This is a genomic window from Dyella sedimenti, assembly GCF_022760995.1.
Taxonomy (GTDB): domain Bacteria; phylum Pseudomonadota; class Gammaproteobacteria; order Xanthomonadales; family Rhodanobacteraceae; genus Dyella; species Dyella sedimenti.
Genome location: NZ_JAKWJO010000002.1, coordinates 216891 through 242945, shown reverse-complemented (window position 1 = coordinate 242945; position 26055 = coordinate 216891). Strand labels below are relative to the sequence as shown.

The 26055-nt window shown below is 69.4% G+C and carries 30 protein-coding genes; 24 read left to right on the top strand and 6 right to left on the bottom strand.

The features are described from left to right. The first annotated feature begins 24 nt into the window (after positions 1 to 24). From atpE to MJ605_RS06310, 10 genes are all read left to right on the top strand, one after another. Entirely contained in the window at positions 25 to 312 is a 288-nt protein-coding gene (gene atpE / locus MJ605_RS06355) for a F0F1 ATP synthase subunit C (RefSeq protein ID WP_074550143.1), read from the top strand. 83 nt (positions 313 to 395) lie between these two features. Next, on the top strand, positions 396 to 866 hold the full coding sequence (locus MJ605_RS06350; RefSeq protein WP_243040412.1) for a F0F1 ATP synthase subunit B: 471 nt from the start codon (positions 396 to 398) through the stop codon (positions 864 to 866). A 3-nt stretch (positions 867 to 869) separates the two neighbouring features. Further along, on the top strand, positions 870 to 1403 hold the full coding sequence (locus MJ605_RS06345; protein ID WP_243040411.1) for a F0F1 ATP synthase subunit delta: 534 nt from the start codon (positions 870 to 872) through the stop codon (positions 1401 to 1403). A 116-nt stretch (positions 1404 to 1519) separates the two neighbouring features. Beyond that, positions 1520 to 3070 (top strand): F0F1 ATP synthase subunit alpha, encoded by a 1551-nt coding sequence (atpA, locus tag MJ605_RS06340; protein WP_243040406.1) that lies wholly within the window; start codon positions 1520 to 1522, stop codon positions 3068 to 3070. A gap of 121 nt (positions 3071 to 3191) precedes the next feature. After that, positions 3192 to 4118, top strand: coding sequence for a F0F1 ATP synthase subunit gamma (atpG, locus tag MJ605_RS06335; protein WP_243040404.1), 927 nt, complete (start codon positions 3192 to 3194; stop codon positions 4116 to 4118). 182 nt (positions 4119 to 4300) lie between these two features. Continuing rightward, positions 4301 to 5713, top strand: coding sequence for a F0F1 ATP synthase subunit beta (gene atpD / locus MJ605_RS06330; RefSeq protein WP_243040402.1), 1413 nt, complete (start codon positions 4301 to 4303; stop codon positions 5711 to 5713). A gap of 94 nt (positions 5714 to 5807) precedes the next feature. Further along, positions 5808 to 6233, top strand: coding sequence for a F0F1 ATP synthase subunit epsilon (locus MJ605_RS06325; protein ID WP_243040400.1), 426 nt, complete (start codon positions 5808 to 5810; stop codon positions 6231 to 6233). A gap of 91 nt (positions 6234 to 6324) precedes the next feature. Further along, a complete protein-coding gene (locus MJ605_RS06320; protein WP_243040399.1) occupies positions 6325 to 6888 on the top strand; it encodes an energy transducer TonB in 564 nt (187 codons plus the stop codon). 186 nt (positions 6889 to 7074) lie between these two features. Then, positions 7075 to 8448, top strand: coding sequence for a bifunctional UDP-N-acetylglucosamine diphosphorylase/glucosamine-1-phosphate N-acetyltransferase GlmU (gene glmU, locus MJ605_RS06315; protein WP_243040397.1), 1374 nt, complete (start codon positions 7075 to 7077; stop codon positions 8446 to 8448). An 81-nt stretch (positions 8449 to 8529) separates the two neighbouring features. Further along, entirely contained in the window at positions 8530 to 9306 is a 777-nt protein-coding gene (locus tag MJ605_RS06310) for a DUF4850 domain-containing protein (RefSeq protein WP_243040390.1), read from the top strand. Between the two features lie 8 nt (positions 9307 to 9314). On the opposite strand, the gene MJ605_RS06305 is transcribed toward MJ605_RS06310, so the two are convergent. After that, positions 9315 to 10250: a chorismate transformation FkbO/Hyg5 family protein gene (locus MJ605_RS06305; protein ID WP_486599037.1), complete on the bottom strand. Its 936-nt coding sequence runs from the start codon at positions 10248 to 10250 to the stop codon at positions 9315 to 9317. Positions 10251 to 10391: 141 nt separating this feature from the next. On the opposite strand from MJ605_RS06305, the gene MJ605_RS06300 reads away from it, so the two are divergent. From MJ605_RS06300 to fabG, 8 genes are all read left to right on the top strand, one after another. Beyond that, the gene (locus MJ605_RS06300; protein ID WP_243040379.1) at positions 10392 to 10661 is read left to right on the top strand and encodes a phosphopantetheine-binding protein; all 270 of its coding nucleotides are present in this window, start codon (positions 10392 to 10394) and stop codon (positions 10659 to 10661) included. An 81-nt stretch (positions 10662 to 10742) separates the two neighbouring features. Beyond that, positions 10743 to 11465, top strand: coding sequence for a COG4648 family protein (locus MJ605_RS06295; RefSeq protein ID WP_243040377.1), 723 nt, complete (start codon positions 10743 to 10745; stop codon positions 11463 to 11465). After that, positions 11462 to 11761, top strand: coding sequence for an ApeI family dehydratase (locus MJ605_RS06290; RefSeq protein ID WP_243040375.1), 300 nt, complete (start codon positions 11462 to 11464; stop codon positions 11759 to 11761). Before MJ605_RS06295 ends, MJ605_RS06290 begins: the two co-directional genes overlap by 4 nt. Beyond that, the gene (locus MJ605_RS06285; protein WP_243040374.1) at positions 11758 to 12711 is read left to right on the top strand and encodes a lysophospholipid acyltransferase family protein; all 954 of its coding nucleotides are present in this window, start codon (positions 11758 to 11760) and stop codon (positions 12709 to 12711) included. The genes MJ605_RS06290 and MJ605_RS06285 overlap by 4 nt, the downstream gene beginning before the upstream one ends. Further along, positions 12677 to 13279, top strand: a complete 603-nt coding sequence (locus MJ605_RS06280) for an outer membrane lipoprotein carrier protein LolA (protein WP_243040352.1) — start codon at positions 12677 to 12679, stop codon at positions 13277 to 13279. Before MJ605_RS06285 ends, MJ605_RS06280 begins: the two co-directional genes overlap by 35 nt. A gap of 26 nt (positions 13280 to 13305) precedes the next feature. Then, positions 13306 to 15600, top strand: coding sequence for an MMPL family transporter (locus MJ605_RS06275; protein WP_425600989.1), 2295 nt, complete (start codon positions 13306 to 13308; stop codon positions 15598 to 15600). After that, a complete protein-coding gene (locus MJ605_RS06270; protein ID WP_243040342.1) occupies positions 15584 to 16012 on the top strand; it encodes a hotdog family protein in 429 nt (142 codons plus the stop codon). The genes MJ605_RS06275 and MJ605_RS06270 overlap by 17 nt, the downstream gene beginning before the upstream one ends. Positions 16013 to 16026: 14 nt before the next feature. After that, positions 16027 to 16764 carry a 3-oxoacyl-ACP reductase FabG gene (gene fabG, locus MJ605_RS06265; protein ID WP_243040340.1) on the top strand — a complete coding sequence of 246 codons (738 nt, stop codon included), beginning with the start codon at positions 16027 to 16029 and terminating at the stop codon, positions 16762 to 16764. 7 nt (positions 16765 to 16771) lie between these two features. Here the strand turns inward: fabG and MJ605_RS06260 are convergent, their stop codons facing one another. From MJ605_RS06260 to MJ605_RS06250, 3 genes are read right to left on the bottom strand one after another with little or no spacing between them, the layout of a single operon-like run. After that, the gene (locus MJ605_RS06260; RefSeq protein ID WP_243040338.1) at positions 16772 to 17530 is read right to left on the bottom strand and encodes a glycosyltransferase family 2 protein; all 759 of its coding nucleotides are present in this window, start codon (positions 17528 to 17530) and stop codon (positions 16772 to 16774) included. Further along, a complete protein-coding gene (locus MJ605_RS06255; RefSeq protein ID WP_243040333.1) occupies positions 17527 to 18324 on the bottom strand; it encodes a beta-ketoacyl synthase chain length factor in 798 nt (265 codons plus the stop codon). Before MJ605_RS06255 ends, MJ605_RS06260 begins: the two co-directional genes overlap by 4 nt. Beyond that, positions 18321 to 19520 (bottom strand): beta-ketoacyl-[acyl-carrier-protein] synthase family protein, encoded by a 1200-nt coding sequence (locus tag MJ605_RS06250; RefSeq protein WP_243040331.1) that lies wholly within the window; start codon positions 19518 to 19520, stop codon positions 18321 to 18323. The genes MJ605_RS06255 and MJ605_RS06250 overlap by 4 nt, the downstream gene beginning before the upstream one ends. Before the next feature lie 158 nt (positions 19521 to 19678). Between MJ605_RS06250 and MJ605_RS06245 the strand changes: the two genes are divergently transcribed. Next, positions 19679 to 20389, top strand: coding sequence for a YdcF family protein (locus MJ605_RS06245; RefSeq protein WP_243040329.1), 711 nt, complete (start codon positions 19679 to 19681; stop codon positions 20387 to 20389). Between the two features lie 90 nt (positions 20390 to 20479). Further along, the gene (gene hemF / locus MJ605_RS06240) at positions 20480 to 21382 is read left to right on the top strand and encodes an oxygen-dependent coproporphyrinogen oxidase (protein WP_243040324.1); all 903 of its coding nucleotides are present in this window, start codon (positions 20480 to 20482) and stop codon (positions 21380 to 21382) included. Here the strand turns inward: hemF and MJ605_RS06235 are convergent, their stop codons facing one another. Beyond that, positions 21383 to 22042 carry a DUF4097 family beta strand repeat-containing protein gene (locus MJ605_RS06235; RefSeq protein ID WP_243040319.1) on the bottom strand — a complete coding sequence of 220 codons (660 nt, stop codon included), beginning with the start codon at positions 22040 to 22042 and terminating at the stop codon, positions 21383 to 21385. It lies immediately after the preceding gene. Between the two features lie 147 nt (positions 22043 to 22189). Between MJ605_RS06235 and gpmA the strand changes: the two genes are divergently transcribed. Continuing rightward, positions 22190 to 22933 carry a 2,3-diphosphoglycerate-dependent phosphoglycerate mutase gene (gpmA, locus tag MJ605_RS06230; RefSeq protein ID WP_243040317.1) on the top strand — a complete coding sequence of 248 codons (744 nt, stop codon included), beginning with the start codon at positions 22190 to 22192 and terminating at the stop codon, positions 22931 to 22933. Positions 22934 to 23049: 116 nt separating this feature from the next. Continuing rightward, positions 23050 to 23580 (top strand): CcdC protein domain-containing protein, encoded by a 531-nt coding sequence (locus tag MJ605_RS06225; protein ID WP_243040315.1) that lies wholly within the window; start codon positions 23050 to 23052, stop codon positions 23578 to 23580. 5 nt (positions 23581 to 23585) lie between these two features. Here the strand turns inward: MJ605_RS06225 and glnK are convergent, their stop codons facing one another. Beyond that, positions 23586 to 23924, bottom strand: coding sequence for a P-II family nitrogen regulator (gene glnK, locus MJ605_RS06220; protein ID WP_243040314.1), 339 nt, complete (start codon positions 23922 to 23924; stop codon positions 23586 to 23588). Positions 23925 to 24116: 192 nt separating this feature from the next. Here glnK and MJ605_RS06215 point away from each other — a divergent pair, with 192 nt between their 5' ends. Next, positions 24117 to 24365, top strand: a complete 249-nt coding sequence (locus MJ605_RS06215; protein ID WP_243040301.1) for an accessory factor UbiK family protein — start codon at positions 24117 to 24119, stop codon at positions 24363 to 24365. Positions 24366 to 24527: 162 nt separating this feature from the next. After that, positions 24528 to 26027, top strand: coding sequence for a YifB family Mg chelatase-like AAA ATPase (locus tag MJ605_RS06210; RefSeq protein WP_243040299.1), 1500 nt, complete (start codon positions 24528 to 24530; stop codon positions 26025 to 26027). Positions 26028 to 26055 lie beyond the last annotated feature (28 nt).

The window sequence follows — 26055 nt, the reverse complement described above, 5'->3', positions numbered from 1 at the left end:
TAGAAAGATCCACAGGAGAATTCCATGAACGTCGCCGAACTTCTTACCCATGTGCAGGGCCTGACCGCCATCGCCATCGGCATCATCATTGGCCTCGGCGCGCTCGGCGCTTGCCTGGGCATCGCCATCATGGGTTCCAAGTTCCTCGAGTCCGCCGCCCGCCAGCCGGAGCTGGTGCCGCTGCTGCAAGGCCGCATGTTCCTGCTGGCCGGCCTGATCGACGCCGCGTTCATCATCGGCCTGGCCGTGGCGCTGCTGTTCGCGTTCTCGAACCCGCTGCTCTCGGCCGTGCAGGCGGCCGTCGGCCACTGATCGGCGCGACAAGAGTCGCCGCAGCGTGATAGCGCTGCGGCGATCGGCGGTTTAACGCGTTACCGGAGTCAATCGGAAAGCTCATGGATATCAATCTGACTTTCCTGGGCCAGATGGTTTCTTTCGCCATCCTGGTCTGGTTCACCACCAAGTTCATCTGGCCGCAGCTCAATCATGCGATCGAGGAGCGCCAGAAGAAGGTCGCCGACGGCCTGGCCGCCGCCGAGAAGGCGCGCGCCGAATTGAAGGATGCCGACGCCAAGGTCGCCACCGAAATCAAGCAGGCCCGCCAGCAGGCCAACGAGATCATCGAGCGCGCCCAGGGCCAGGCCAACCAGATCGTGGACAAGGCCCGTGCCGAGGCCATCGACGAGGCCAATCGCCTGAAGGCCGCCGCCGCCGAGGAGATCGCCAGCATGCAGCAGCGCGCCCGCGAGGAGTTGCGTGGCTGGGTGGGCCGGCTGGCCGTCCAGGGCGCCGAGAAGATCGTGCAGCGCGAGATCGACGCTTCCGCCCACAAGGCGATGCTCGACCAGCTCGTCGCCGAGATCTGAGCCATGGCCCAGGCAATCACCCTCGCCCGCCCTTATGCGCGCGCCGCCTTCGAGCTGGCCCACGAGGCCGGCTCGCTGGGCGCATGGTCGCAGGCGCTGGCGTTCGCCGCCGCGGTGGCGAAGGACCCGCGCGTGTCCAGCCTCGCCGGCGACCCGCGCGTGCAGCCGGCGCAGCTGGTGGCGCTGCACCTGCCGCAGGACGTGGCCGCCGATGCGCCGTTCGCTCGCTTCCTGGGCGAGCTGGCCGAGCGTCGCCGCCTGGCCCTGCTGCCGGAGATCGCGGCGCTGTACGAAGCGTACAAGCGCGAGTCCGAGTCGCAGCTGCTGGTCAAGGTGACCAGCGCATTCGCGCTGGACGCCGCGCAGGCCGAGCAGCTCAAGATGTCGCTCAAGCGCCGCTTCAAGCGCGAGATCGAGCTGGAAACCAGCGTCGATGCATCGCTACTCGGCGGCGTGGTGATCGATACCGGCAGCGAAGTGATCGATGGCTCCGCCCGTGGGCGTCTGGCGCGCATGACCCGCGCGCTGACGCACTGAGCGCGGACAAGAGCGGGGGAGAAGTGGGAAACGAGAGGACACGCAACCGCGATGCCGCCGCTCCCACTCACTGCTCCCTCCTCTTAACTCGTTTCTAAATTTTCAGGATACCGACCATGTCCAGCACCACCCTGAACCCGTCCGAGATCAGCGAACTGATCAAGAGCCGCATCGAGCAGTTCAAGCTCGGCGCGGAGGCTCGCAACGAGGGCACGATCATCAGCGTGTCCGACGGTATCGTGCGCATCCACGGCCTGGCCGACGTGATGCAGGGCGAAATGATCGAACTGCCGGGCAACGCCTATGCACTGGCGCTGAACCTCGAGCGCGATTCGGTCGGCGCCGTGGTGCTGGGCGAGTACCAGCATCTGCGCGAGGGCGATACCGCCAAGACCACCGGCCGCATCCTCGAAGTGCCGGTCGGCCCGCAGCTGCTCGGCCGCGTGGTCGATGCGCTGGGCAATCCGATCGACGGCAAGGGCCCGATCGACGCCAAGCTCAACGCACCGATCGAGAAGGTCGCGCCGGGCGTGATCTGGCGCAAGTCCGTCGACCAGCCGGTGCAGACCGGCTACAAGTCGGTCGACGCGATGATCCCGATCGGCCGCGGCCAGCGCGAGCTGATCATCGGCGACCGCCAGACCGGCAAGACCGCGCTGGCCATCGACGCGATCATCGCGCAGAAGGATTCCGGCATCAGGTGCATCTACGTCGCGATCGGCCAGAAGCGCTCGTCGATCGCCAACGTGGTGCGCAAGCTGGAAGAGAACGGCGCGCTGGCCAACACCATCGTGGTGGTCGCCTCCGCCTCCGAATCGGCCGCGCTGCAGTACATCGCGCCGTACTCCGGCTGCGCCATGGGCGAGTACTTCCGCGACCGCGGCGAAGACGCGCTGATCATCTACGACGATCTCAGCAAGCAGGCCGTGGCCTACCGCCAGATCTCGCTGCTGCTCAAGCGCCCGCCGGGCCGCGAAGCCTATCCGGGCGACGTGTTCTACCTGCACTCGCGCCTGCTCGAGCGCGCCGCGCGCGTGTCCGAGGAATACGTCGAGAAGTTCACCAACGGCGAGGTGAAGGGCAAGACCGGCTCGCTCACCGCGCTGCCGATCATCGAGACCCAGGCCGGCGACGTGTCCGCGTTCGTGCCGACCAACGTGATCTCGATCACCGACGGCCAGATCTTCCTGGAAACCGACCTGTTCAACGCCGGCATCCGTCCGGCCGTGAACGCCGGCATCTCGGTGTCGCGCGTGGGCGGTGCCGCCCAGACCAAGATCGTCAAGAAGTTGTCCGGCGGCGTGAAGCTGGCGCTGGCGCAGTACCGCGAGCTGGCCGCGTTCGCGCAGTTCGCCTCCGACCTCGATCCGGCCACCCGCGCGCAGCTGGACCGCGGCCAGCGCGTGACCGAGCTGATGAAGCAGGCGCAGTACTCGCCGCTGTCGATCGCCGAGCTGGCGCTGTCGGTGTATGCCGCCGAGAAGGGTTACCTCGACGACCTGCCGGTGAACAAGGTGCTGCCCTTCGAGAAGGGCCTGCACGCCTTCATGCACCAGAACCACGGCGACCTGATGAAGAAGATCGTCGCCACCGGTGACTGGAACAGCGAGATCGAGGGTGTATTCAAGGCCTCGCTCGACGAGTACAAGAAGACCGGTAGCTGGTGAGTAAGAGCAGGGAATAGGGAATAGAGAATCGGGAATAGCCAAGAGCCGGTTCGTTCCACGCTCTCACTATTCCCTACTCTCTATTCACGATTCCCCCGAGCGAGCAAGGCGAGCGAGAACAATGGCAAGCGGACGCGAAATCAAAACCAAGATCAAGAGCACGCAGAACATGCGCAAGGTGACGCGTGCGCTCGAGATGGTCTCGGCCTCGAAGATCCGCAAGGCGCAGGACATGATGAAAGCCTCGCGTCCCTATGCACGCTCGATGCGCAAGGTGATCGCGCACGTGGCCCAGGCCAGCACCGACTTCAGCCATCCGTTCCTGGCCGAGCGCGAGACGGTCAAGCGCGTGGGCTACCTGGTCATCACCACCGATCGCGGCCTGTGCGGTGGCCTCAACTCCAACCTGTTCCGCCGCCTGCTGCCGGCCATCCGCGAATGGCAGGGCAAGGGCGTGGAAGTGGATGTCATCGCCATCGGCCAGAAGGCGATCCAGTTCTTCCGCCGCCTCAAGGGCGTGAACCTGATCGGCAGCGCCAGCCATCTGGGCGAGAAGCCCAAGCTGGAAAGCCTGGTCGGCGTGATCAAGGTGGCGCTGGACGCCTATACCGACGGCAAGCTCGACCGCGTGTTCCTGGCCCATAACGACTTCGTCAACACCATGACGCAGAAGCCGGCGGTGCATGCGCTGCTGCCGCTGCCGGTGGTGGCCGAGGAAATGGCCGAGGCGCAAAGCGCATCCACCTTGCCGGACTATCCGGTCGCTGGCCTCAAGCTCGAGCAGAGGCACGACTGGGACTACATCTACGAACCCGATCCGGCCACCGTGCTCGAGCACGTGCTGAGCCGCTACATCGAGTCGGTGGTGTACCAGGGCGTGCTGGAGAACCTCGCCAGCGAGCACGCGGCGCGCATGGTGGCGATGAAGAGCGCGTCGGACAACGCCAGCAAGGTGATCGGCGAACTGACGCTGATCTACAACAAGGCGCGCCAGGCGGCGATCACCCAGGAAATTTCGGAAATCGTGGGCGGCGCGGCGGCTGTATGAGTGCAGGCATCCCTGCCTGCAAGAGCAGATCAAAAAGCGGCCATCTATGGCCGTGAATGTTCAGGGCGATCATCCGTGATCGCTAGAGTCAAGAAGCAACCATCCATGGTTGCACTTTTAAACAAGAGCGACGCCCTGGCGGCGCTAGTACAGAACCTAAAAGATCCATCCGGAGCACATCCATGAGTCAGGGCAAAGTTGTACAGATCATCGGCGCGGTCATCGACGTGGAGTTCGCACGCGATCAGGTGCCGCAGGTTTACGACGCGCTGAAGATCGACGGCACCGACATCACGCTGGAAGTCCAGCAGGTGCTGGGCGACGGCATCGTCCGTACCATCGCCCTCGGCTCCACCGACGGCCTGAAGCGCGGCCTGGTCGCGCGCAACACCGGCGAAGGCATCAAGGTGCCGGTCGGCAAGGCCACCCTGGGCCGCATCATGGACGTGCTGGGCAACCCCATCGACGAGGCCGGCCCGATCGGCGAGCAGGACCGCTGGGTGATCCACCGCGAGGCTCCGAGCTACGACGAGCAGGCTGCCACCAGCGACCTGCTGGAAACCGGCATCAAGGTCATCGACCTGGTCTGCCCGTTCGCCAAGGGCGGCAAGGTCGGCCTGTTCGGCGGCGCCGGCGTGGGCAAGACCGTGAACATGATGGAGCTCATCAACAACATCGCCAAGGCGCATTCGGGCCTGTCCGTGTTCGCCGGCGTGGGCGAGCGTACCCGCGAGGGCAACGACTTCTACCACGAGATGAAGGACTCCAACGTGCTCGACAAGGTGGCCATGGTGTACGGCCAGATGAACGAGCCGCCGGGCAACCGCCTGCGCGTGGCGCTGACCGGCCTGACCATGGCCGAGTACTTCCGCGACGAGAAGGACGAGACCGGCAAGGGCAAGGACGTGCTGCTGTTCGTGGACAACATCTACCGCTACACGCTGGCCGGTACCGAAGTGTCCGCGCTGCTCGGCCGCATGCCGTCCGCCGTGGGCTACCAGCCGACGCTGGCCGAGGAAATGGGCGTGCTGCAGGAGCGCATCACCTCGACCAAGACCGGTTCGATCACCTCGATCCAGGCGGTATACGTGCCTGCGGACGACCTGACCGACCCGTCGCCGGCCACCACCTTCGCCCACCTGGACTCGACCGTCACGCTGTCGCGCAACATCGCCTCGCTGGGCATCTATCCGGCGGTGGACCCGCTGGATTCCACCAGCCGCCAGCTGGACCCGGACATCGTGGGCGCCGAGCACTACGACGTGGCCCGCCGCGTGCAGGGCACGCTGCAGCGCTACAAGGAGCTCAAGGACATCATCGCGATCCTGGGCATGGACGAGCTGTCGGAAGAGGACAAGCTGGCCGTGGCCCGCGCGCGCAAGATCGAGCGCTTCTTCTCGCAGCCGTTCCATGTGGCCGAAGTGTTCACCGGCTCGCCGGGCAAGTACGTGCCGCTGAAGGAAACCATCCGCGGCTTCAAGATGATCGTGGACGGCGACGTGGACCACCTGCCGGAGCAGGCGTTCTACATGGTCGGCGGCATCGACGAAGCCATCAAGAAGGCCGAGGAAATGGGCGCCAAGAAGGCGGCCTGATCGGTGTGACGCATGATGGTGAAGCGCGACCGTCGTGCTTCACCGGCATCACACAGCATCGTCTGCTTTTCACCGAACGCACCGGAATACCGTCATGAGTCATACCCTCCGTGTCGACATCGTCAGCGCCGAAGCCGAGATCTTCTCAGGCGAGGCGCAGTTGGTGGTCGCCACCGGCGAGATGGGCGAGCTGGGCATCGCGCCCCGCCACGCGCCGCTGATCACCCGCCTCAAGCCGGGCCACGTCGATGTGGTGCTGGGCAGTGGCGAGCGCCAGCAGTTCTGGGTGTCCGGCGGCATCCTGGAAGTGCAGCCGCAAGTGGTCACTGTGCTGGCCGACACCGCCGCGCGCGCCGCCGACCTGGACGAAGCCGCCGCGCAGCACGCCAAGCAGGAGGCCGAGGACGCCCTGGCCAACCGCACCGATGCGGTGGAGATCGCCGAGGCGCAGGCCAAGCTGGCCGAGGCCGTCACCCAGCTGCAGGCGCTGGAGCGCCTGCGCAAGACGCTCAAGCACTGAAGCGGGCGGCCAGCCACCGTCCAGCGGAACGCCGGCCCTTGGGCCGGCGTTTTTGTTTATGCTCCCCGCGATTCGGCAAGGAGGCGACGACATGCGCACGGCACATGCGGATTTCCGGGTGCTTTGCCGCGGCTGGCCGATGGGACTGGCGGCGGCCATGCTGGCGGCGTGCGCGTGCGTGCCGGCCGCCGGCCCGCATGCGACGACCGAGAGCGACACCTCCTATCGCGCCGTCGCGAAGGGCGACCTCAAGCACTACGAGCTGGCCCTGGGCGAGGTCTCGACCGGCGCCGTGCCCGCCGAGCATCCCGCGCCCGCCTATCCGCCGTCGCTGCTCGGCCAGCGACTGCCGCCGCAAGAAGTGGAGGCCCGCCTGGTGGTGGACGAGCAAGGCAGGGTCAGCGAGGTCCGCATCGAGGACGAGGCCCAGGCGGACGCGCGCACCCGCCTATTCGACGAGGCGGTGCGCGCCACGGCCATGCAATGGACGTTCGAACCCCTGCGCATCAGCCAATGGGCCGCGGATGCCGACGGCAACACGCATGAAGTAGGCAGCCAGACGCGGCCCTTCAGCCTGGACTATGTATTCCGCTTTGCCTGGCGGGACGGCCGGCCCGTCGCCGACGCGAGCGCATCCGGACGCGCCACGCCTTAGCGTTCAAACAAAGCCCTTAATCACAGGCATCCCCATTCGGCCTCTCCCTGCTTGCCCAGAAGAGGGACTCCCTATGGTCGCGGGAGGTTGGGGAAGGGCTTGGCTATACGATCTACATCATCGGGCCCGGGGAGCGCCGCATGTCGGCTGCTATCCTCCCGGGCCAGTCAAGATGGTTTTCCGCGTATGCACAAGAACGCTCCCCTGCACGTCATCATCCTTGCCGCCGGCGAAGGCAAGCGCATGAAATCGAAGAAGGCCAAGGTGCTGATGCCGCTGGCTGGCCGGCCGTTGCTGGCCCATGTGCTGGATGCCGCGCGCGCCTTGCAGCCGCAGGCGATCCACGTGGTCTATGGCCATGGCGGCGATCAGGTGCGCGCCGCGTTCGAAGGCCAGGCGGACCTGTGCTGGGTGCTGCAGTCGCAGCGGCTCGGCACCGGGCATGCGGTGCGCGAGGCATTGCTGGACGTGCCGGACGCCGCCGTCGTGCTGGTGCTGTATGGCGACGTGCCGCTGACCCGCGTGCAGACCCTGCAGCGGCTGGTGGCCGCCGAGGGCACCGTGGCGCTGCTGGCCACGCGCGTGGCCGATCCATTCGGCTACGGCCGCGTGCTGCGCGACGGCAACGGCCTGGTGCGCGCGGTGGTGGAGGAGAAGGACGCCGACGACGCGCAGCGCGCGATCAACCTGATCAACACCGGCATCGTCGCCGCCGAGGCGGAGGCCTTGAAGCGCTGGACGTCCAGGCTCGGCCGCAACAATGCGCAGGGCGAGTATTACCTCACCGATATCTTCGCCATGGCCGCGGGCGAAAACCGCGCGGCGACCTGCGTGGAATGCGAGGACGAGGTCGAGGCGGCCGGCGCCAACAATCCGCTGCAACTGGCCGAGCTCGAAGCGCAGCACCGTTCGCGCGTGGCCAGGGCCTTGATGACCGATGGCGTGCGCCTGGCTGATCCGTCGCGCATCGACGTGCGCGGCAAGGTATCGGCGGGCATGGATGTGGAAATCGACGTCGACGTGATCCTGGAAGGCGAGGTAGCGCTGGGCGACGACGTGCGCATCGGTCCTTTCACGCGCCTGAAGGACGCCAGCCTCGCCGCCGGCACCGTGGTGCTGGCGCATTGCGACATCGAGGGCGTGGTGACCCATGGCCCCTGCGTCATCGGTCCCTTCGCGCGCCTGCGTCCGGGCACGGCGTTGGCGGCTGGCGTGCATATCGGCAACTTCGTCGAGACCAAGAAGGCCACGCTCGGCGAGGGCAGCAAGGCCAACCACCTCAGTTACCTGGGTGATGCCGTGATCGGCAGCGGCGTCAACATCGGCGCCGGCACCATCACCTGCAACTACGACGGCGCGAACAAGCACCTCACCACCATCGGCAACGGCGCCTTCATCGGCTCCAACAGCGCGCTGGTGGCGCCGGTGACGATCGGCGCGCAGGCTACCATCGGCGCCGGCTCGGTGATCGGCAAGGATGCGCCCGCCGGCGAACTGACCGTGGCCCGCGCCCGGCAGGCGACCGTGCATGGCTGGCGACGCCCCACCAAGGCGGACTGACGGCCTATCTCCAACGGCGGGGCGCGGCGCCGGCGGTGGCGGCGTATAACTGGCCGCCGCGTTGGCGACAGGGGAAAGCGCATGCGTCGCATGTTCCGGGCGGCTGCCGCCGCCATGCTCTGCTGGCTGTATCTATCGACGGCGCAGGCCGCCGTTGGCGTGCGCGAGCTGCGATCCACGCCGGACCTGCGCTCCGCCGCCGGCACGGACTACGCGCTGCGCGAGAGCGCCGTGGGCAGCGTCGCGGTGACCCTGATCGACGTCCGTGCCGGCTCCGGCGACTGGGTACGCGTCGATGCCGCCCGCCTGCCGCCCCTGCCGGCGGGCTGGTCGGCGGCGAAGGAGCCGCCGCACTGGTTCTACGCCGACACGGCGGGCTGGATGCCGGTGCCCGCGGGATGGCGCGTGCAGCGCGCCGTCATCGGCGCCGACGGCAATGCCATCTACACCTTCACGGCGCCCGAGGGCGCGTCGGCCGGCTGGGTCACGTATACGGTGATACCCGCTTGCGTGGGATGCATGCTGGACGAGGCCGCCGGCCTGCTGCCGGGGGCTGGCGAACGCCTTGCCGCCCTGAACGACCAGCCCGTGATCAACCTCGGCCAGACCAATCCGGTGATGAGCTGGCAATCGCGCCCGGACGAATGCACGGCGCTGTTCCGCTACCGCATGGGCGGGTTGACGGTACGCGCGGCGGTGTTGAGCAGCGTGCCGATCGCGGACGGCAAGGGCGATCTTTCGCTGGCCGACGTCTATGCCGCGCTGCCCGAGCGCGAGACCGGCCTGGCCGATTTCCTCGTCGGGCATTTCCAGCAGGCCTTTCCCGCCTGCCGCGCACCCAACGGCTGGTCGGGCTGAACAGGCTCTCAGACGTAGCGCCAGCCGTCGATCTCCACCAGCAACTCCCGGCGGCAGATGTCGCCGTGCAGCAGCAGCACCGGCACGCCGGGCAGGCGCCGCCGCATGAAGTCGCGTACCTGCGGGGCGTCCGTGGCGTGGCGCACATAGGCCTTGAGCGGCGACTGGGTGTCGAAGCCCGTCGCCATGCCCGCGCTGGCCAGCAGCGCTTCCAGGTTGGCCAGGGTCTCGTCCAACTGGGCGAGCAGGTCGTCCTGATGCGCCGAGGCGTGGCCGACCACCGCCGCAGTGCCGGAAATCGCCAGCGCGTCCTGGGCGGGCAGGGCCATGGCCCGGGCAAAGCTGGGCGAGATGCGGCCGTATTGGCGCGGATAGCGCCAGGCGCTGACCTGGCGGGGATTTTCCACGCGCCGGCCGGGCTCGTCGCAGGCCAGCAGGTAGACCTGCAGGCGAGGCTCGCCGAGGTGGTGGCCGATGGCCGTGGCGGCGGGAAAACCCTCGCCGAAGCGGTCGCCCATGCCGGCCGCGCGCCCCTCGCAGAACAGCTTGTAGCGCTCGTCGTCGCCGTCGCCCCGATTGATGTCGGCGAGGTAGTTCCAGAGGCGCTGCACATGCCGTTCGCGGCGGACGGCGAGGAAGTCGCCCAGTTGCCGGTAGGCGGCCGTGGCTGCGCCGAGTGGTCCGCCATGCTCGCGCTCGTCCATCTCGATGGCCGCGTAGAGCCAGCCCGCGCCAGCGGCCCAGCGCAGGGCGCCGACGCGGCCATGGACGACCGTGCCGTCCACCTGCCAGATCTCCAGCGGCGCCGGGGCGTCGAAACCCTCTAGGCCTACGCCCAGCCAGCGGGGATCCTCGCTGCCGGCGGCGCCGCGGCCGAAGCCGAGCACGGCGAGCGTGCCGGGCTCGCCAAGCACGGCCTCCGCTTCGGCCTGGCGGTAGGACACTCGCGGTGCCCGACGTGCGACGGGATTGGCGATTTCACAACCCTGAACCATGGGCGAAAGCCGGGGAAGAAGGGGGCGCCATGTTACACTTGATGACCGTCGCCTCTGGGGGAGAGGCGTTCGCACCGTACGGATTGAAGCATGGCTGAGCAGAGCACCGCACAACACGAACTGGCCACGTTGATCGTGGAAAGCCTCAATCTGGAAACCGTCACAGCCGATCAGATCGACCCCGATGCCCCGCTTTTCGGCGGAGATCTGGGCTTGGACTCCATCGATGCGTTGGAGATCGCGCTGGCCGTGTCCAAGCGCTACGGGTTCCAGCTGCGCTCGGACAACCCGGACAACCGCCAGATCTTCACCAGCCTGCGCACGCTTTCCGAGCATATCGAACGGCACCGCGCCGTTTAACGAACATCGGGCATGATGGTCGACGTGCGCGGCAGGTCCTGCCGCAGTCGTCCCATGCCGAGCGAGCAGGCTGATCCGTCCATGTCGTCCCTACCCGCCTCACCGTCGTCATCCGCGCCCCGGCGCTGGCTGCCGTTGATGTTCGGCTATCCGGTACTGGCGATGGCCGGCGTGCTCACCCACCGCCAGGCGTTCTCGCTGGCGGCGTGCGCCTTGCTGCTGACCTTGCTGATGGCGCCCGGGCTGGCGTCGCGCCGCCCGGCGCCATGGGTGGCCTGGCTGCTGGCCCTGTTGGCCATGGGCTGGCTGTGGTGGCATGGCCTGGTGGGGGTGCTGTTGGCATGCGTGCCCATCGCGATCAACCTGTTGCTTGCCTCGCTGTTCGGCCGCAGCCTGCGCGCCGGGGCGACGCCGCTGATCGCACGCTTCATCGCGGCGGTGGAAGGTCCCGAACGGCTGCGGACGCCCGGCCTGGCGGCCTACGCGCGGGGGCTCACCTGGTTCTGGACCGTGCTAACCGCCACCCAGGCGCTGGTGCTGTCGGTGCTGCTGCTGTGCGCCGAGCCGGGCGGCCTGCTGGCCTCGCTGGGCCTGGCCTTGCCCTGGCCGGTGCCGGCGGGGCCGGCGCAGTCGTACGCCCATGTGGGCGGCTATGTGCTGATCGCCCTGGCGTTCCTGCTGGAACATGCCTTTCGTCGCTGGCGCCTACGGCATATCCGCCATCCGCGCCTGCACGAGCTGGCGCTGGGCATCGCCTCGCGCTGGCCGCAGCTGGTGCGCGGCGAGGATCCTGCCGCGCCATGAGCCACGCCGGCTTCCAGCGGACTTTCCGGGTCGCCGCCGACCATCCCTGCCTGCCCGGGCATTTCCCGGGCGAGCCGCTGGTGCCTGGCGTGCTGCTGCTGGAAGCGGTGGCGCAGGCGCTCCGCGCCTGGCGCGGCGAGCGCCTGGCCCGCGTGGCCGAGGCGAAGTTCGTGGCGCCGCTGCATCCGGAACAGGAGGCGCAGGTGGCCCTGGCCGAGGCATCCGGGCGCGTGCGCTTCACCATTCATCGCGGCGGCGAACTGCTCGCGCGCGGCATCATCGAGGGCGCGGCATGAGCGAGCACTGGCAAAGCCGGCCCGAAGGCGGCGGCCGCTTCGCGATATGGCTGATCCGCAGCATCGCCCTGCACGGTGGCCGGCCACTGGGGCGGCTGTTCCTGTATCCGATCACGCTGTACTTCTACTGGCGGCGCGGGCCCGAGCGAGAGGCCTCGCGCCGCTTCCTGGAGCGCGTGTTGGGCCGGCCGGCCACGCCGTGGCAGGTGATGAAGCATATCCACTGCTTCGCTGCCACCCTCCTCGACCGCATCTTCCTGCTCGCGCATGGCGAGCGGGGCTTCGACATCCGCGTGGAGGGCCTCGACGCACTCGAGGCTTGCCTCGCCCAGGGGCGCGGCCTGCTGTTGCTGGGCACGCACCAGGGCAGCTTCGAGGCCCTGCGCGCGATCAGCTCGCGCCGGCCCGACATCCCGCTGCGGGTGGTGCTGGACAAGCAGAAGACGCCGGCCATGACCGAGCTGCTGGAAGCGCTGGCGCCCGAAGTCGGCGCCAACGTGATCGATGCCTCGCGCGGCGGCGCCTCCATCACGCTGGCCGCCGCCGAAGCCTGTGCGCAGGGCGCGATGGTGGCCCTGCTTGCTGATCGCGGCCGCGAGCACGAGGTGCTGCGCCGCGCGCCGTTCCTCGGCGAGCCGGCGCCGTTCCCGGTGGGCCCGTGGCTGCTGGCGCATACGCTGCGCGTGCCGGTGATGCTGTGCTTCGGCCTGTACGAAGGCGGCAACCGCTACCGGCTGGTGTTCGAGCCGTTCGCCGACCAGGTCCGGATCCCGCGCCAGGAGCGCGCGGACATGCTGGATGAGCTGCTCGCCCGCTACGCCCGCCGCGTGGAACACTACGTGCACGCCGCTCCCTACAATTGGTTCAACTTCTATGACTTCTGGCAGCAAGACGTGCGCGCTCCTGAGCGGCCTGATGTTGTCGCTGTGCGCGAACGCGTCGGCGCCTGAGGACACCGCCGCCGCGCGCGAACTGGTCGCCTCGCTCGGCCGGCCCGCGCCCGCGCGCACGGCGTTCACCGAAGCCCGCTTCATGAAGATGCTGGCCCAGCCGCTGGTGGTGTCCGGCGAGCTGGCCTGGCTGGGCGGCGACCGCCTGGAGCGCCGCGTCGACCATCCCAGCCGCGAGATCTCGACCATCGCCGATGGCGAGGTGACGCAGCAGCGGGAGGGCCGCGAAGCGCGCCATTTCTCGCTCAGGCGCGCCCCCCAGCTGCAACTGCTGCTCGACAGCTTCGTGGCCTTGCTGGGCGGCGACGCCGCGCGCCTGGAACAGTCCTTCCTGATCCGGCACGACGCTCGCGGCGAGGACTGGACGCTTTCGCTCACGCCGCGCGATGCGGCGCTCGCGCGCACGATCGGCCATATCGACATCGATGGTCACGGCCGCGAGCCGCGCTGCCTGCGCATGCAGGAGGCCGATGGCGATCTCTCGGTCGACCTGCTCGGCACGCTTGCCGCGAAGATGCCCGTGGCGCCCACGCGCGAGGCGCTGGCTGCGCTTTGCCAGGACAGCTGAACGTGCGGCACGGCGGCCGGTGGCTCCTGTTGGTGGCATGGCTGGCCGCACTGGCCCTGCTTGGCGCGGTGGCATGGCAGCGCCTGCGCGTCAGCACCGACCTGCGCAGCTTCATGCCCGCGCCGGCCACGCCCGACCAGCGCCTGCTGATGGAGCAATTGGGCGAGGGTCCAGGTTCGCGCCTGCTGCTGCTGGCCATCGCCGGCCAGCCCGGCGAGCGGCTGGCGACACTCAGCCGGCAGCTTGCCGCCGCGCTGCGCCAGGACCCGCGCTATACCCAGGTGCTCAACGGCAGCTTCGACATCGGCGCGCTGGACGAGCGCCTGCTGCCCTACCGCTACCTGCTCTCGCCCACGCTGGACCACCAGCGGATGGATGCGGCCTTCCTGCGCGATGAACTCGAACAGCGGCTGGACGACCTGTCCTCGCCGGCGGCCACCTTGCTGAAGGGACTGCTGCCGCGCGATCCCACGCTGGAGGTGCTCAAGCTCGCTGAGCGCTGGTCGCCGCCAAAATCGCCGGAAACGCGCGACGGCGTGTGGTTCTCCGCCCAGGATGAGGCGCTGCTGCTGGTGCAGACGCGCGCGCCCGGCTTCGATCCCGAGGCGCAGGTGCAAGCCATCGACGGCATTCGCCAGGCCTTCGATCGCCTGCCCGACCACGGCGGCGCTACCCTGACCTTCAGCGGTCCCGGCTATTTCAGCGTGGTGGCCAACGCGCAGACGCGCGGGCAGGCCGAGTGGATCGGCCGGGTTTCCACCGTGGGCTTCGTGCTGCTGCTGCTGCTGGCCTACCGCAGCATCGGCTCGCTGCTGCTGTCGGCGCTGCCTATCGCCAGCGCGGCGCTGGCGGGCATCGTGGCGCTGATCGTGTCGTTTCCGCAGGTGCATGGCATCACGCTGGCCTTCGGTTTCACTTTGCTCGGCGTGGCGCAGGAATACCCGATCCGCGTGCTCAGCCATCGCCGCGCCGGCGAGGACGCGGTGCAAAGCGTGCGCGACCTCTGGCCGCTGTTGCTGACGGCCATCGCCTCCGCATGCATCGCCTATCTGGCCTTCTATGCGTCCGGCGTGGGCGGCCTGGAGCAACTGGCCGTCTTTACGGTGACCGGACTGCTGGTGGCTGGCTTCAGCACGCGCTACCTGTTGCCGCGCCTGCTGCCGGCGCGCGTACACGACGTGGCGGCGATGCCATGGTTGCTTCGCGCACGGCGGCTGGCGGAGGCCTTGCCGCGTCCGCGCTGGCTACCGCCGCTGGTGGCGCTGGCCGCCGCCATCATGCTTGCCGTGGCGCCAGGACCGTTCTGGCAGAACGACTTGTCGGCGCTCACCCCGTTGCCCAAGGACCTGCTGCTGCGCGATGCGCGCCTGCGCGCCGACCTGGGGGCGCCCGACGTGCGTTACCTGCTGGTGTTGCAGGCCGTGGACGAGCAGGGCGTGCTGGCGCTTTCCGAGCGGCTGGAGCCGTCGCTGGAAGCCCTGGTGGCGCGCCACGCGGTGGATGCCGTGGAACTGCCGTCGCGCTACCTGCCCAGCGTGGCGGTGCAGCAGGCGCGCCAGCGGCGCCTGCCGGACCGCGCCACGCTGGGGCAGGCCTTGCGCGAAGCGCAACAGGGCCTGCCATTCCAGCCCGGACTGTTCGCGCCGTTCGCCGACGACGTGGAGCAGGCGCGGCAGTTGCCGGCCCTGACCCCGGCACGTTTTGCCGCCAGCCCGCTGGGCCAGCGACTGTCCACCATGCTGGTGTCGCGCGACGGCCACTGGCTGGGCCTGGGCACGCTGAGCGGCGTGCATGACGTGGCGGCCCTGCGGGCGCTGGCGTCGCAAAGCGACGGCATGGTGCGCCTGCTCGATCTGAAGGCGACCGCCGAGTCGCTGGTGGTGGACTACCGCACGCGCATCCTGCATGCCCTGCTGGTGGCGACGGCGCTGCTGGTGCTGGCCATCGCGCTGGCCCTGCGCAGCCTGCGGCGCGCCTGGCATGTGCTGGCGCCGATGACCCTGGCCACCTTTCTGGTGCTGGCGGTGGAGCGCGCGGCGGGCGTGGAGATATCGCTGTTCCACCTGGTGGCGCTGATCCTCGCCGCGGGGCTGGGGCTGCACTACGCGCTGTTCTTCGAGCGCGACACCGGCGATGCCGCCGAGCAGCGGCGCACGTTGCATGCGACGCTGGTGTGCGTGGCCTCGGCATTGCTGGTGTTCGGCATGCTGGCGTGGAGCCCGATCCCCGTGCTGCGCGCGATCGGGCTGACCGTCAGCCTGGGCGTCGCCTTCCATTTCTGCCTTTCGATATTGATGGCTCCCCATGCTCGCCAAGGCTGACTGGGCCCACCTGATCCCGCACCGGGGCGCGATGTGCCTGCTGGATGCCGTGCTGTCGTGGGATGATGCCGGCCTCCATGCCGTGGCCAGCGTCGCCGACGGGCATCCCCTACGGGGCGCGCTGGGCCTGCATGCCGTGCACCTGGCCGAGTACGGCGCGCAGGCCATGGCGCTGCACGGCGCCTTGCTGGTACGCGGGCGGGGTGTGGAGGCGGCGCGTCCAGGCCGGCTGGTCGGCCTGCGCGATGTCGAGCTGTGGATCGAGTACGTGGACGCCGGGCATGGACGTCTGGACGTCCATGCCGAACGGCTCTACGCGGATAGCGGCGGGGCGCAATACGCATTCCGCGTCGAGCAGGCCGGCCGGCGGCTGGCCAGCGGGCGCGCCGCCGTGCTCTACGTCGCCACTTGAACGCGAGGGATTCCATGTCGCAGACCTCTTCTTCCCGGCGTGCCCTGGTGACCGGCGGCAGCGGCGACCTCGGCGGGGCCATCTGCCAGGCTCTGGCCGTCGGCGGCTACCACGTGATCGTGCATGCCAACAGCGCACTGGGGCGCGCGGACGACGTGGCCGCCGCCATCCGTGAGCTGGGCGGCAGCGCGCAGTCGGTGGCGTTCGACGTGACCGATGGCGCGGCCACCCGCCATGCGCTGGAGGGCCTGCTTGCCGATGGGCCGGTCCATGCCGTGGTCAACAATGCTGGCGTGCACCGGGACGGTCCGTTGGCGGGCCTGTCCGAGGAAGCGTGGCGGCATGTGATCGACGTGTCGCTGCACGGCTTCTTCCACGTCACCCAGCCACTGCTGCTGCCGATGGCGCGCGCGCGCTTCGGCCGCATCGTGTCGGTAAGCTCGGTGGCGGCGCAGCTGGGCAACCGCGGCCAGGCCAACTACGCCGCCGCCAAGGCCGCGCTGCATGGCGCGACGCGCTCGCTGGCGCGCGAGATGGCCTCGCGCGGCATCACCGCCAACGTGGTCGCGCCCGGCGTGATCGAGGGGCGCATGATCGGAGAGGACTTCCCGCCCGAGCGCATCCGCGAGCTGGTGCCCGCGCAGCGTGCCGGCAAGCCGGAGGAAGTCGCCGCGCTGGTGGCGTTCCTCTGCTCGGAGGCGGCCGGCTACATCAACGGCCAGGTGATCGGCGTGAATGGCGGCATGGCCTGACAGGCTCTTAGGTCGTGGCCGTGTCGAACACCACTGGCCGCGAGGCCCGCGAGCGGCGGTAGCTGGCCACCACGTCGCCGTGCCGTATCACCTGGCCGATGGTGTAGAGGGTGATGCGCGCCACGTCGCGCACCGGGCTGAAATGGCTGAGGCGGAACTCGCCCTGGTAGCGCGAGGCGATCGGCACCGACACCACGCCCAGCCCCTTCTCGCGTGAGGCGGCGATCAGGATGGCCGCCTCGAACACGAAGTTCTCCGCCGGCAGGTCCACCAGGTCGAGTGCCGCGCGCGGATACCAGCGCTGCCCGCTCTGCGTGTCGGCCACCGGCTGGGCGCAGGCCCAGGAGATGCCCCAGTCGGCCACCGCGTTGGCGCGGCGGCGGCCCTTGGGCTGCTGCTCGCGTTCCAGCAGGCGCGCGCCGATCACGATGTGGCCGGGATAGCGCCTGGCGGCGGCGAGGATGCGCGGAATGTCGCTGGCCAGGTGCTGGCCGTCGCCATCCATGGTCAGCACGGCGTCGAAGCCTTGCCGCAGCGCTTCGCGAAAACCCGTGCGCAGGGCCTCGCCCTTGCCGCTGCGCTGCGGATGGCGCAGCAGGGTGACCGGCAGCGCGCCGACGATCTCGGGCGTGCGGTCGTCCGAGCCGTCGTCCACCACGATCACCGGCACTTCCAGGGCCAGCACCGAACGCACCACGTCGCCGATCGCCGCCTCCTCGTTGAGGCAGGGAATCAGCACGCACCAGCGGACATCGGGCGTATTCAAGCGAGCGTCTCCAGTACAACGCGCATGGCCAGGGTTTCGGCGGCGGCCAGGGTGCACTGGCCGCCGCCATCGATGAGATTCTGCAGCAGCGGCCAAGCGGCCGTGGCGATCGGGTTGGCCTCGTGCCAGGCCCCGGTGGGCGGCGCGGGGCGCAGGGCGTCCCCGGCATGCGGCGTCAAGGTAAGCGCGAGATGGGCGAGCGACCGCGGGCCGGCGCGCGGCGACAGCACCAGGGCGCAGCCGAACGCGGCGCGGATGCCGCTCATCTCGCCCAGCGGGCCGTTGCCGGCGATGTCGCTGCACACCAGCAGTACCGGCCGCTGTTCGGCCAGGCACAGCGTGGCCGCTTCCAGCAGGCCGGCGCCGAAGCTGGCGTCCCCGGCGCTGATGGCATGGGAGGCCGCGCGGCAGCCGGAGGCGATGGTCCAGTAGCCGGCCGGCGCGTTGTGCACCGAGTTGTGGAAGCGCGTGGGCGACAGCTCGTGCGGCGCCTGCGCCAGCGTCGTGCACATGTAGTCGGAGATCAGCTGGTCGCCATACATGGAACTGAACACGCACGGCAGTTCGCTGGCGGCGCAGCCGCTCATCGCCACCGCCTGGCCGGCCACCTCGACCGCCAGCAGCACGCTTTCCGGCGCGCGGCGGCGTTCGTTGACGGGCAGCGCCGCGGCGCGCGGACGCGAGGGAGGCACGCTGACGTCAGCGCCTTGCCATTGGGCGCGCAGCGCCGCGAAATCGCCCAGCGTGGGCGACCACAGGCCAATGCCGTCGACATGGACGTGCAGAGCGCTCATGCCGGCGCGCTCCCGAAGGCGAGGCAGGCGTTGTTGCCGCCGAAGCCGAAGGAATTGCTCAGCGCCACGCCGACGCGCCGCCGTTCGCCGCGCAGCGCCAGCTGCGGGCCGCAGGCGGCATCGGGCGCGAGGCAGCCGAGGTTGCCGGGCACCAGGTCGTGGCCGATGGCCAGCAGTGCGAACACCGCTTCCAAGATGCCGGCCGCGCCCAGCGTGTGGCCGGTGAAGCCTTTGGTGGAACTGGCGCGCGTGGTGGCGGGGAAAAGACGATCGATCAGCGCCGCCTCCACCTCGTCGTTCTTCAGGCTGGCGGTGCCGTGCAGGTTGACGTAGCCGACCTGCCCGGGTTCCAGCCCCGCCCGCGCCAGGGCATCGCGCAGGGCCAGCTCCGCCCCCAGTCCCTCCGGGTGCGGGGTGGACATGTGGTGCGCATCGCTCGATTCGCCATAGCCGAGCAATCGCGGCGCCGCGGGAGCGGCTTCCACGCGTTCCAGCAGCGCGAAACCCGCCGCCTCGCCGATGGAGATGCCCCGGCGTGCCTGGTCGAAGGGACGACACGGCTCCGGCGACACCAGTTCCAGGGCGTTGAAGCCGAACAGCACGCTGTCGCACAGCGTATCCACGCCGCCGACCACGGCCGCGTCGGCCAGACCCAACCGGATCAGCCGCTCGGCGCTGGCGAACACCTTGGCACTGGACGAGCAGGCGGTCGAGATGGTGAGGCAGGGGCCTTCCAGCCCCAGCGCCTCCGCCACGAAGCCGGCCAGCGAATGGGGCGCGTGGATCGGCGGGCGGCGCAGCTCCGGCGGCATGCGGCCGTTGGCATCGAGCCGGCGGTAGGCTTCCTCGGTGGCGCCGATGCTGGCGGTGGAAGTGCCCAGCACCAGCGCGACGCGCGCGGCGCCGTAGCGCTGGCGCGCGTCCAGCGCATGCTCGATGAAGCGGTCCTGATGCAGTCCCAGCCAGGCCAGGCGGTTGTTGCGGCATTCCCACATGGCGTGGGCCGCCGGCAGCGGGGCGTCCTCCACGCCTGCCACGCGGCCGATCCAGCAGGCCAGCGGGGCGCTGCTGAAATCGTTTTCGCGGAGGCCGCCGCGGCCGCCGGACAGGGCGTCGAGATGGCTTTCGAGCCCTTGGCCCAGCGCGGAAGTGGCCGTGCTGGCACTGACAGCAAGGGGTTGGATCGGTACAGGCATCCAACGAGCCTAACCAGCACCTGTGCCATTGCCTAGTCTGGAAAATTTACGGCGAAGGTGGCGTTCATCTTTGCCGTGGCGGGTACCGGCGTGGATTGCGCGACGGTGCGCGGCTGCGCACACTGCGCCCTCGGCCCCCCCGGTCGCCCCGCCCTCTCGTGCTGCCTATTACCGCTCCGTTCAAACGTGGTCCCTGGCGCTACCTGAGCGACCGCGACGTATGGCATGCGGCGCTGGTCACCCTGGTCGCACTGGCGTTGAGCCTGGGCCTGCTGTGGGTGGGCTACCTGGTCCATGTCTGGCGGGTGGCGGCACGCAGCCCGCTGGCGCCGGCGCGGCCGATGACCGTGCTGGTGTTCGGCCGCCGCCTGGTGCGCGACCGGCCCGAGGCGGATTACCAGCAACGCCTGCGCCGCGCCCTGGCGCTGATGCGCGCCCACCAGACCGAGCGCGTGCTGCTGCTGGGAGGACGTGGCGGCGGCAGCCTCAGCGAGGCCGCGGCCGGGCAGGCCTGGCTGGCCGGCCAGGGGCTGCCGCCCGGCGTGGTGCTGCAGCTGGAGCAGGCTTCGGTCGATTCGCTGGAGAACCTGCGCCATGCGCGCAGCCTGCTGCAGGAGGACGGTCCCATCACCTGCGTGCTGCCGCCGGTGGCGCTGGTCTCCAGCCGCTATCACCTGGCGCGCTGCCAGTTGCTCGCGCGCCGGCTGGGTTTCGATTGCGTGCCGGTGGCGGCCGAGCCCGAGCTGGTGCTCGATCGCCGCTACCTGGTGCGCCTGCTGGCCGAATCGGGCTACCTGATGTGGATCGATGTCGGCCTGCGCTGGGCATCGCTGATCGGCCACCGGCGCATGCGTGCGCGGGTCAGCTGAAACCGTGCGCTGGCGCAACGCGTCGCCACAGCAGCCTGTTTTGGCGCACTTGCTAAGCTTGCCGCATTTCGACACCGCACGAGCCGCCCGATGAGCCAGCAAGCCGACCGAGCCGAAACCTTCCTGCGCGAGTTGCAGGACCGCATCTGCGCGGCCATCGAGCGCATCGACGGCAAGGCCCGTTTCGCCGAGGACGCCTGGACCCGGCCCGGCGGCGGCGGCGGGCGCACGCGCGTGCTGCGCGACGGCGGCGTCTTCGAGCAGGCGGGCGTCAATTTCTCGCGCGTCTACGGCCACCAGCTGCCGCCCAGCGCCACCGCGCACCGCCCGGACCTGGCCGGCGGCGGCTTCGTCGCCACCGGTGTCTCGCTGGTGCTGCATCCGCGCAATCCGCATGTGCCCACCACGCACGCCAACGTGCGCTATTTCGAGGCCAGCAAGGAGGGCGTCGAGCCGGTGTGGTGGTTCGGCGGCGGCTTCGACCTGACCCCGTTCTACCCCCGCGACGAGGACGTGGTGCACTGGCATACGGTGGCGCGCGAGCTGTGCGCGCCGTACGGCGCGGATGTCTACGCGCGCTACAAGCAATGGTGCGACGAGTATTTCTACCTCAAGCACCGCGGCGAGACGCGCGGCGTCGGCGGCCTGTTCTACGACGACCTCAACGAAGGCGGCTTCGAGCGCTGCTTCGCCTTCACGCGCGACGTGGGGCAGGGCTTCCTCGACGCCTACCTGCCCATCGTGGAGCGCCGCAGGGACGAGCCCTACGGCGAGCGCGAGCGCGAGTTCCAGCTCTACCGGCGCGGCCGCTACGTCGAGTTCAACCTGGTCTACGACCGCGGCACCCTGTTCGGCCTGCAGTCGGGTGGCCGTACCGAATCCATCCTGATGAGTCTGCCGCCGCGCGTGCGCTTCGAATACGCCTACCAACCCGAGCCGGCATCGCCCGAGGCGCGGCTGCAGGACTACCTCAAGCCGCGCGACTGGGTGTGATCACTCCGCCGGCGCGTCCCCGCTGAACTTCACTGGCGTGGCGCCCTTCACCGGGCCGATCTGCGCGGTATCGCTCACTTCCAGCACCACTTCGCGGCGGAACTCCAGCGTGCCCTGCACCACCGCGTGCGGGCCGATCACCACGTGCGGCGGGCGGTGGTTGCTGTTCCAGCTGAACCAGCCGCCGGGCTTGTCGACCAGGATGCCGCCTTCCACGCGCGAGTTGGCGCCCACGGTGACGTCGCCATTGGTGGTGCGCAGGCCGCCGCCCACGTGGGCGGCGTCGAGGCTGATGCTGCCGTTGACGTTGCCGACCCTGCCACGCACGTCAGCGCCCTTGCCCAGGCGGATGCCGCCGTTGGTGGTATCCACGTCGCCGCTGACGCGACCGTTCGGGCCGAGCGTGACCGAGCCGTTGGTGGTGTCGACGTCGCCGACCTGGGCATGCTCGCCCAGCTCGACCGAGCCGTTCACCGTGCTGGCCTTCTCCGCTACCGCGTTGTCGCCGATGCGGACGGCGCCGTTGACCGTGCTGACCTTGCCGGCATGTTGGCCGGCGTCTAGGTGCACGGTGCCATTGACCTTGCTGATGTCGTCGTCGGCGTGGGCGGCCAGTGGCGCGATCAGGGCGAGGGCGAGAGCGAGACGGTGCAGGCGCATGACGGGACTCCGGTCAGTTGGATGGATGCCTCCCTAGGATGCACCCGCCGCCCCGGGGGTTTAGCGTGACCTTCGGCAGGGGCGGCCGAATTGACGGGGCCGGGGCGGGGCCTCACCATTTCCGGGTTTCCGCCACGAATCCCCGCCATGCACAAACTCGTCCTCATCCGTCACGGCCAGTCCCAGTGGAACCTCGACAACCGCTTCAGCGGCTGGGCCGACGTGGACCTCACCGAGCAGGGCCAGGCCGAGGCCGCCGAGGCGGGCCGCCTGCTCAAGGCCGAAGGCTATGCCTTCGACATCGCCCATACCTCGGTGCTCAAGCGCGCCGTGCGCACCCTGTGGGGCGTGCTCGACGCGATGGACCAGATGTGGCTGCCGGTGGTGACCGACTGGCGCCTCAACGAACGCCACTACGGCGGCCTCACCGGCCTCAACAAGGCCGAGACGGCGGCCAAGTACGGCGAGGACCAGGTGAAGATCTGGCGTCGCAGCTACGACATCCCGCCGCCACCGCTGGACCGCGCCAGCAACGAGTCCGTGCACGATCCGCGCTACGCCTCGCTCGACCCCTCGATGATTCCCGACACCGAGTGCCTGAAGGACACCGTGGCCCGCGTGCTGCCGTACTGGCACGACGTGCTGGCGCCGGCGGTGGCCTCGGGCCAGCGCGTGGTGGTGGCCGCCCACGGCAACTCGCTGCGCGCGCTGGTGAAGTACCTGGACGGCATCTCCGACGAGGCCATCGTCGAACTGAACATCCCCAATGGCGTGCCGCTGGTGTACGAGTTCGACGACGAGCTCAAGCCGATCCGCCACTACTACCTGGGCGATGCCGACGCCATCGCCGCCAAGATGGCCGCCGTGGCCAACCAGGGCAAGGCCAGGTAGGTCGCCCCGAGCCATCGCGGATGACAGGCGTCATGCGCGATGGCTGCATGCCATCAGTCGTGGGGCGGCGGCCGGGCCGGTAGGCTAGGCTCATTCCTTTCCAGGAGGCGACGGCGATGACTCCCCCGATGATCTACGCGATCCTGATCCCGCTGATGGCCTTCGCCGTGTGGCGCCGCGTGCGCGGCAGCTTCGGTCGCCAGCCGATCCGCCGTCACCGGATGACCGGCCGCATCGCCGTCTTCGCCGTGATCGGCCTGCTGCTGGCGCTCGGCGGACTGCACAACCTGCGGCTGCTCGAGGGGTTGCTCGGCGGCGTCCTGGCCGGTGCCGTGCTGGGGATCGTGGGCCTGCGCCTGACCCGCTTCGAACGCGACGCCAGCGGCGCCGATCTCTATATCCCCAATGCCTGGATCGGCAGCCTGCTGACCGTGCTGCTGGTCGCGCGGCTGGCCTGGCGCCTCCTGGTGGCGATGCCCCAGCTGCAGGATCCGGCCATGACCCACTCCGCGCCCGCGCTGGGCAACAGTCCGCTGACCCTGGCCATCTTCGGGCTGATGATCGGCTACTACGTCTGCTATTTCAGCGGCCTGCTGGTGCACCACCGCCGCTTCGAGCGGGCGCAGGCGGCCTCGCCGGCAGGCTAGCGCGACTACAGCGCGTCGTTGTCCAGCTCGCCGGTACGGATGCGGATCACCTGTTCCAGCGGGTGCACGAAGATCTTGCCGTCGCCGATCTTGCCGGTGCGCGCCGAGGACTGGATGGCCTCCACCACGCGGTCCAACTGCTCGTCGCTCACCGCCACTTCCAGCTTGATCTTGGGCAGGAAGTCGACCACGTACTCGGCGCCGCGGTACAGCTCGGTATGGCCCTTCTGGCGGCCGAAACCCTTCACCTCGGTCACCGTGATGCCCTGCACGCCCACCTCGGCCAGCGCCTCGCGTACATCGTCCAGCTTGAACGGCTTGATGACCGCAACCACCAGCTTCATGGAGATTCCTCGACAATCGTGACGTATCGGCGCGGGCGCCGCCGGAGCGCATTCTGCCCGGGTTGACCGGCGGCTGTCGCCTGGGGCGTCCCCCGTGTAGGACAATGCCTACAAGAAAAAGCGGAGCATGCTGATGGTGGCATTTAAAGACATGAATCTACACTCATCCCCGACGAGTTCGAGGTGCTATCCATGATGGATAGGCAGGATATCGATCAACTTGCCCAGCGTCTCGTTTCGTTGGTTCCAACTGGACTGGCTCAGGCGCACCAGGATCTGCGCACCAACTTTGGCGATGTCCTGGCGCAGGGATTGCGCCGCCTTGATCTGGTCACCCGCGAGGAGTTTGAGGTCCAAAGCCAGCTGTTGGCGCGCACCCGCGCCAAGGTCGAGGTCCTGGAAAAGCGAATCGCAGAACTCGAGGCTGGCGTCCACGGCTGAATAGCGGGGGCGCGGGCCCACGTCCCGGGAGCCGCCCCCGATCCGTCACCCTCACCCCGAGAACGATCGGGGGCGGCTGTTTTTATCGTAGGCCGCTGGAGGGCGTTGCTCCATGTTCGAACCTGGCAGCCGCCCTCACGCTGGTTCCTCAGCCGCCGCTCCATGAGCCTTGCCGTCACGCTCAGCCGTGCCCAGGAAGGCGTGGCGGCGCCGCAGGTCATGGTGGAGGTTCACCTCTCCGGCGGCCTGCCGGGCACGAATATCGTCGGCCTGCCCGAAGCGGCCGTGCGCGAAGCACGCGACCGCGTGCGCGTGGCGATCCAGAACACCGCCTTCGAATACCCCAACCGCAAGGTCACCGTGAACCTGGCGCCGGCCGAGCTGCCCAAGGACGGCGGACGCTTCGACCTGGCCATCGCGCTGGGCATCCTCGCCGCCGGGGGCCAGGTGCCCCGGGAAAAGCTGGACGACTGCGAATTCCTCGGCGAGCTGGCGCTGTCCGGCGCCCTGCGTGGCGTGTCGGGCGTGCTGCCGGCGCTGCTGCGGGCGCGGGCACGCGGACGCCGGGTGGTGGTGCCCCGGGCCAATGCCGCCGAAGCCGCCCTGGTCGCCGATGCCGACGTGCTGCTGGCCGATACGCTGGCCGAGGTATGCGGCTGGCTGCGTGGGGCGCAAGAGCTGGGACAGCCGGGCGGGGCGCCCGACATGGCCGCGGAGGGCCCCGGGCCGGACCTGATCGATGTGCGCGGCCAGCTGCAGGCGCGGCGTGCGCTGGAAATCGCCGCCACGGGTGGACACCACCTGCTGCTGTACGGGCCGCCGGGGACCGGCAAGAGCATGCTGGCCGAGCGCCTGCCCGGCATCCTGCCGCCGCTGTCCGAGCTGGAGGCGCTGGAGACCTGCGCCGTGCTGTCGGTGGCAGGGCATTCGGTCGATCCCGCGCAATGGCGCCGGCGGCCTTTCCGGGCCCCGCATCACACCAGCTCGGCAGTGGCCCTGGTGGGTGGCGGTGGGATACCGCGGCCGGGAGAGATTTCCCTGGCCCACAACGGGGTGCTGTTCCTGGACGAGTTGCCGGAGTTTGGCCGGCATGTGCTGGACGTGCTGCGCGAGCCGATGGAATCCGGCCATATCGTCGTCTCGCGGGCCGCGCGGCAATCGACCTTTCCCGCCCAGTTCCAACTGGTGGCCGCGATGAACCCCTGTCCGTGCGGCTATGCCGGCGATCCCCGCCAGCGCTGCCAGTGCACGCCCGACCAGGTGCAGCGCTACCGGGGACGCATATCCGGGCCGTTGCTGGATCGCATCGACCTCGCAGTGGAAGTGCCGCAGTTGCCGGTGGGCGAGCTGGGTGCGCCACGCACCGGCCAGGACGAGGATTCGGCCATGGTGCGAGCGCGCGTGGTCAAGGCGCGGACCCATGCGCTGATGCGCGCCGGCCGTTCCAATGCGGAAATCAGCACGCGTGAGCTGGAGCGCGACTGCGCCCTGGGACCGGCCGAACGGCGCTGGTTCGACGGCGCCCTGGAACGGCTGGGCCTTTCCGCCCGTGCCTACCACCGCACCCTGCGGGTGGCGCGCACCATCGCCGACCTCGACGGCGGCGCGGCCTTGCTGGACCGCTCCCACCTGGCCGAAGCGCTGATGTATCGCCGGTTCTGATGCGTACCGGGAAGGCGCCTGGTACGGC

Bases quoted from the DNA above. Each gene is read 5' to 3' on its own strand.
- MJ605_RS06215 (WP_243040301.1), top strand. From the start codon at position 24,117: ATGATGGATAGGCAGGATATCGATCAACTTGCCCAGCGTCTCGTTTCG.
- MJ605_RS06250 (WP_243040331.1), bottom strand. From the start codon at position 19,520: ATGCCTGTACCGATCCAACCCCTTGCTGTCAGTGCCAGCACGGCCACT.
- MJ605_RS06295 (WP_243040377.1), top strand. From the start codon at position 10,743: ATGTCGTCCCTACCCGCCTCACCGTCGTCATCCGCGCCCCGGCGCTGG.
- MJ605_RS06325 (WP_243040400.1), top strand. From the start codon at position 5,808: ATGAGTCATACCCTCCGTGTCGACATCGTCAGCGCCGAAGCCGAGATC.
- gpmA (WP_243040317.1), top strand. From the start codon at position 22,190: ATGCACAAACTCGTCCTCATCCGTCACGGCCAGTCCCAGTGGAACCTC.
- atpG (WP_243040404.1), top strand. From the start codon at position 3,192: ATGGCAAGCGGACGCGAAATCAAAACCAAGATCAAGAGCACGCAGAAC.
- MJ605_RS06280 (WP_243040352.1), top strand. From the start codon at position 12,677: ATGTTGTCGCTGTGCGCGAACGCGTCGGCGCCTGAGGACACCGCCGCC.
- MJ605_RS06235 (WP_243040319.1), bottom strand. From the start codon at position 22,042: ATGCGCCTGCACCGTCTCGCTCTCGCCCTCGCCCTGATCGCGCCACTG.
- fabG (WP_243040340.1), top strand. From the start codon at position 16,027: ATGTCGCAGACCTCTTCTTCCCGGCGTGCCCTGGTGACCGGCGGCAGC.
- glnK (WP_243040314.1), bottom strand. From the start codon at position 23,924: ATGAAGCTGGTGGTTGCGGTCATCAAGCCGTTCAAGCTGGACGATGTA.
- atpD (WP_243040402.1), top strand. From the start codon at position 4,301: ATGAGTCAGGGCAAAGTTGTACAGATCATCGGCGCGGTCATCGACGTG.
- atpE (WP_074550143.1), top strand. From the start codon at position 25: ATGAACGTCGCCGAACTTCTTACCCATGTGCAGGGCCTGACCGCCATC.
- atpA (WP_243040406.1), top strand. From the start codon at position 1,520: ATGTCCAGCACCACCCTGAACCCGTCCGAGATCAGCGAACTGATCAAG.
- MJ605_RS06210 (WP_243040299.1), top strand. From the start codon at position 24,528: ATGAGCCTTGCCGTCACGCTCAGCCGTGCCCAGGAAGGCGTGGCGGCG.
- MJ605_RS06270 (WP_243040342.1), top strand. From the start codon at position 15,584: ATGCTCGCCAAGGCTGACTGGGCCCACCTGATCCCGCACCGGGGCGCG.
- MJ605_RS06285 (WP_243040374.1), top strand. From the start codon at position 11,758: ATGAGCGAGCACTGGCAAAGCCGGCCCGAAGGCGGCGGCCGCTTCGCG.
- MJ605_RS06255 (WP_243040333.1), bottom strand. From the start codon at position 18,324: ATGAGCGCTCTGCACGTCCATGTCGACGGCATTGGCCTGTGGTCGCCC.
- MJ605_RS06300 (WP_243040379.1), top strand. From the start codon at position 10,392: ATGGCTGAGCAGAGCACCGCACAACACGAACTGGCCACGTTGATCGTG.
- MJ605_RS06310 (WP_243040390.1), top strand. From the start codon at position 8,530: ATGCGTCGCATGTTCCGGGCGGCTGCCGCCGCCATGCTCTGCTGGCTG.
- glmU (WP_243040397.1), top strand. From the start codon at position 7,075: ATGCACAAGAACGCTCCCCTGCACGTCATCATCCTTGCCGCCGGCGAA.
- hemF (WP_243040324.1), top strand. From the start codon at position 20,480: ATGAGCCAGCAAGCCGACCGAGCCGAAACCTTCCTGCGCGAGTTGCAG.
- MJ605_RS06290 (WP_243040375.1), top strand. From the start codon at position 11,462: ATGAGCCACGCCGGCTTCCAGCGGACTTTCCGGGTCGCCGCCGACCAT.
- MJ605_RS06225 (WP_243040315.1), top strand. From the start codon at position 23,050: ATGACTCCCCCGATGATCTACGCGATCCTGATCCCGCTGATGGCCTTC.
- MJ605_RS06320 (WP_243040399.1), top strand. From the start codon at position 6,325: ATGCGCACGGCACATGCGGATTTCCGGGTGCTTTGCCGCGGCTGGCCG.
- MJ605_RS06345 (WP_243040411.1), top strand. From the start codon at position 870: ATGGCCCAGGCAATCACCCTCGCCCGCCCTTATGCGCGCGCCGCCTTC.
- MJ605_RS06350 (WP_243040412.1), top strand. From the start codon at position 396: ATGGATATCAATCTGACTTTCCTGGGCCAGATGGTTTCTTTCGCCATC.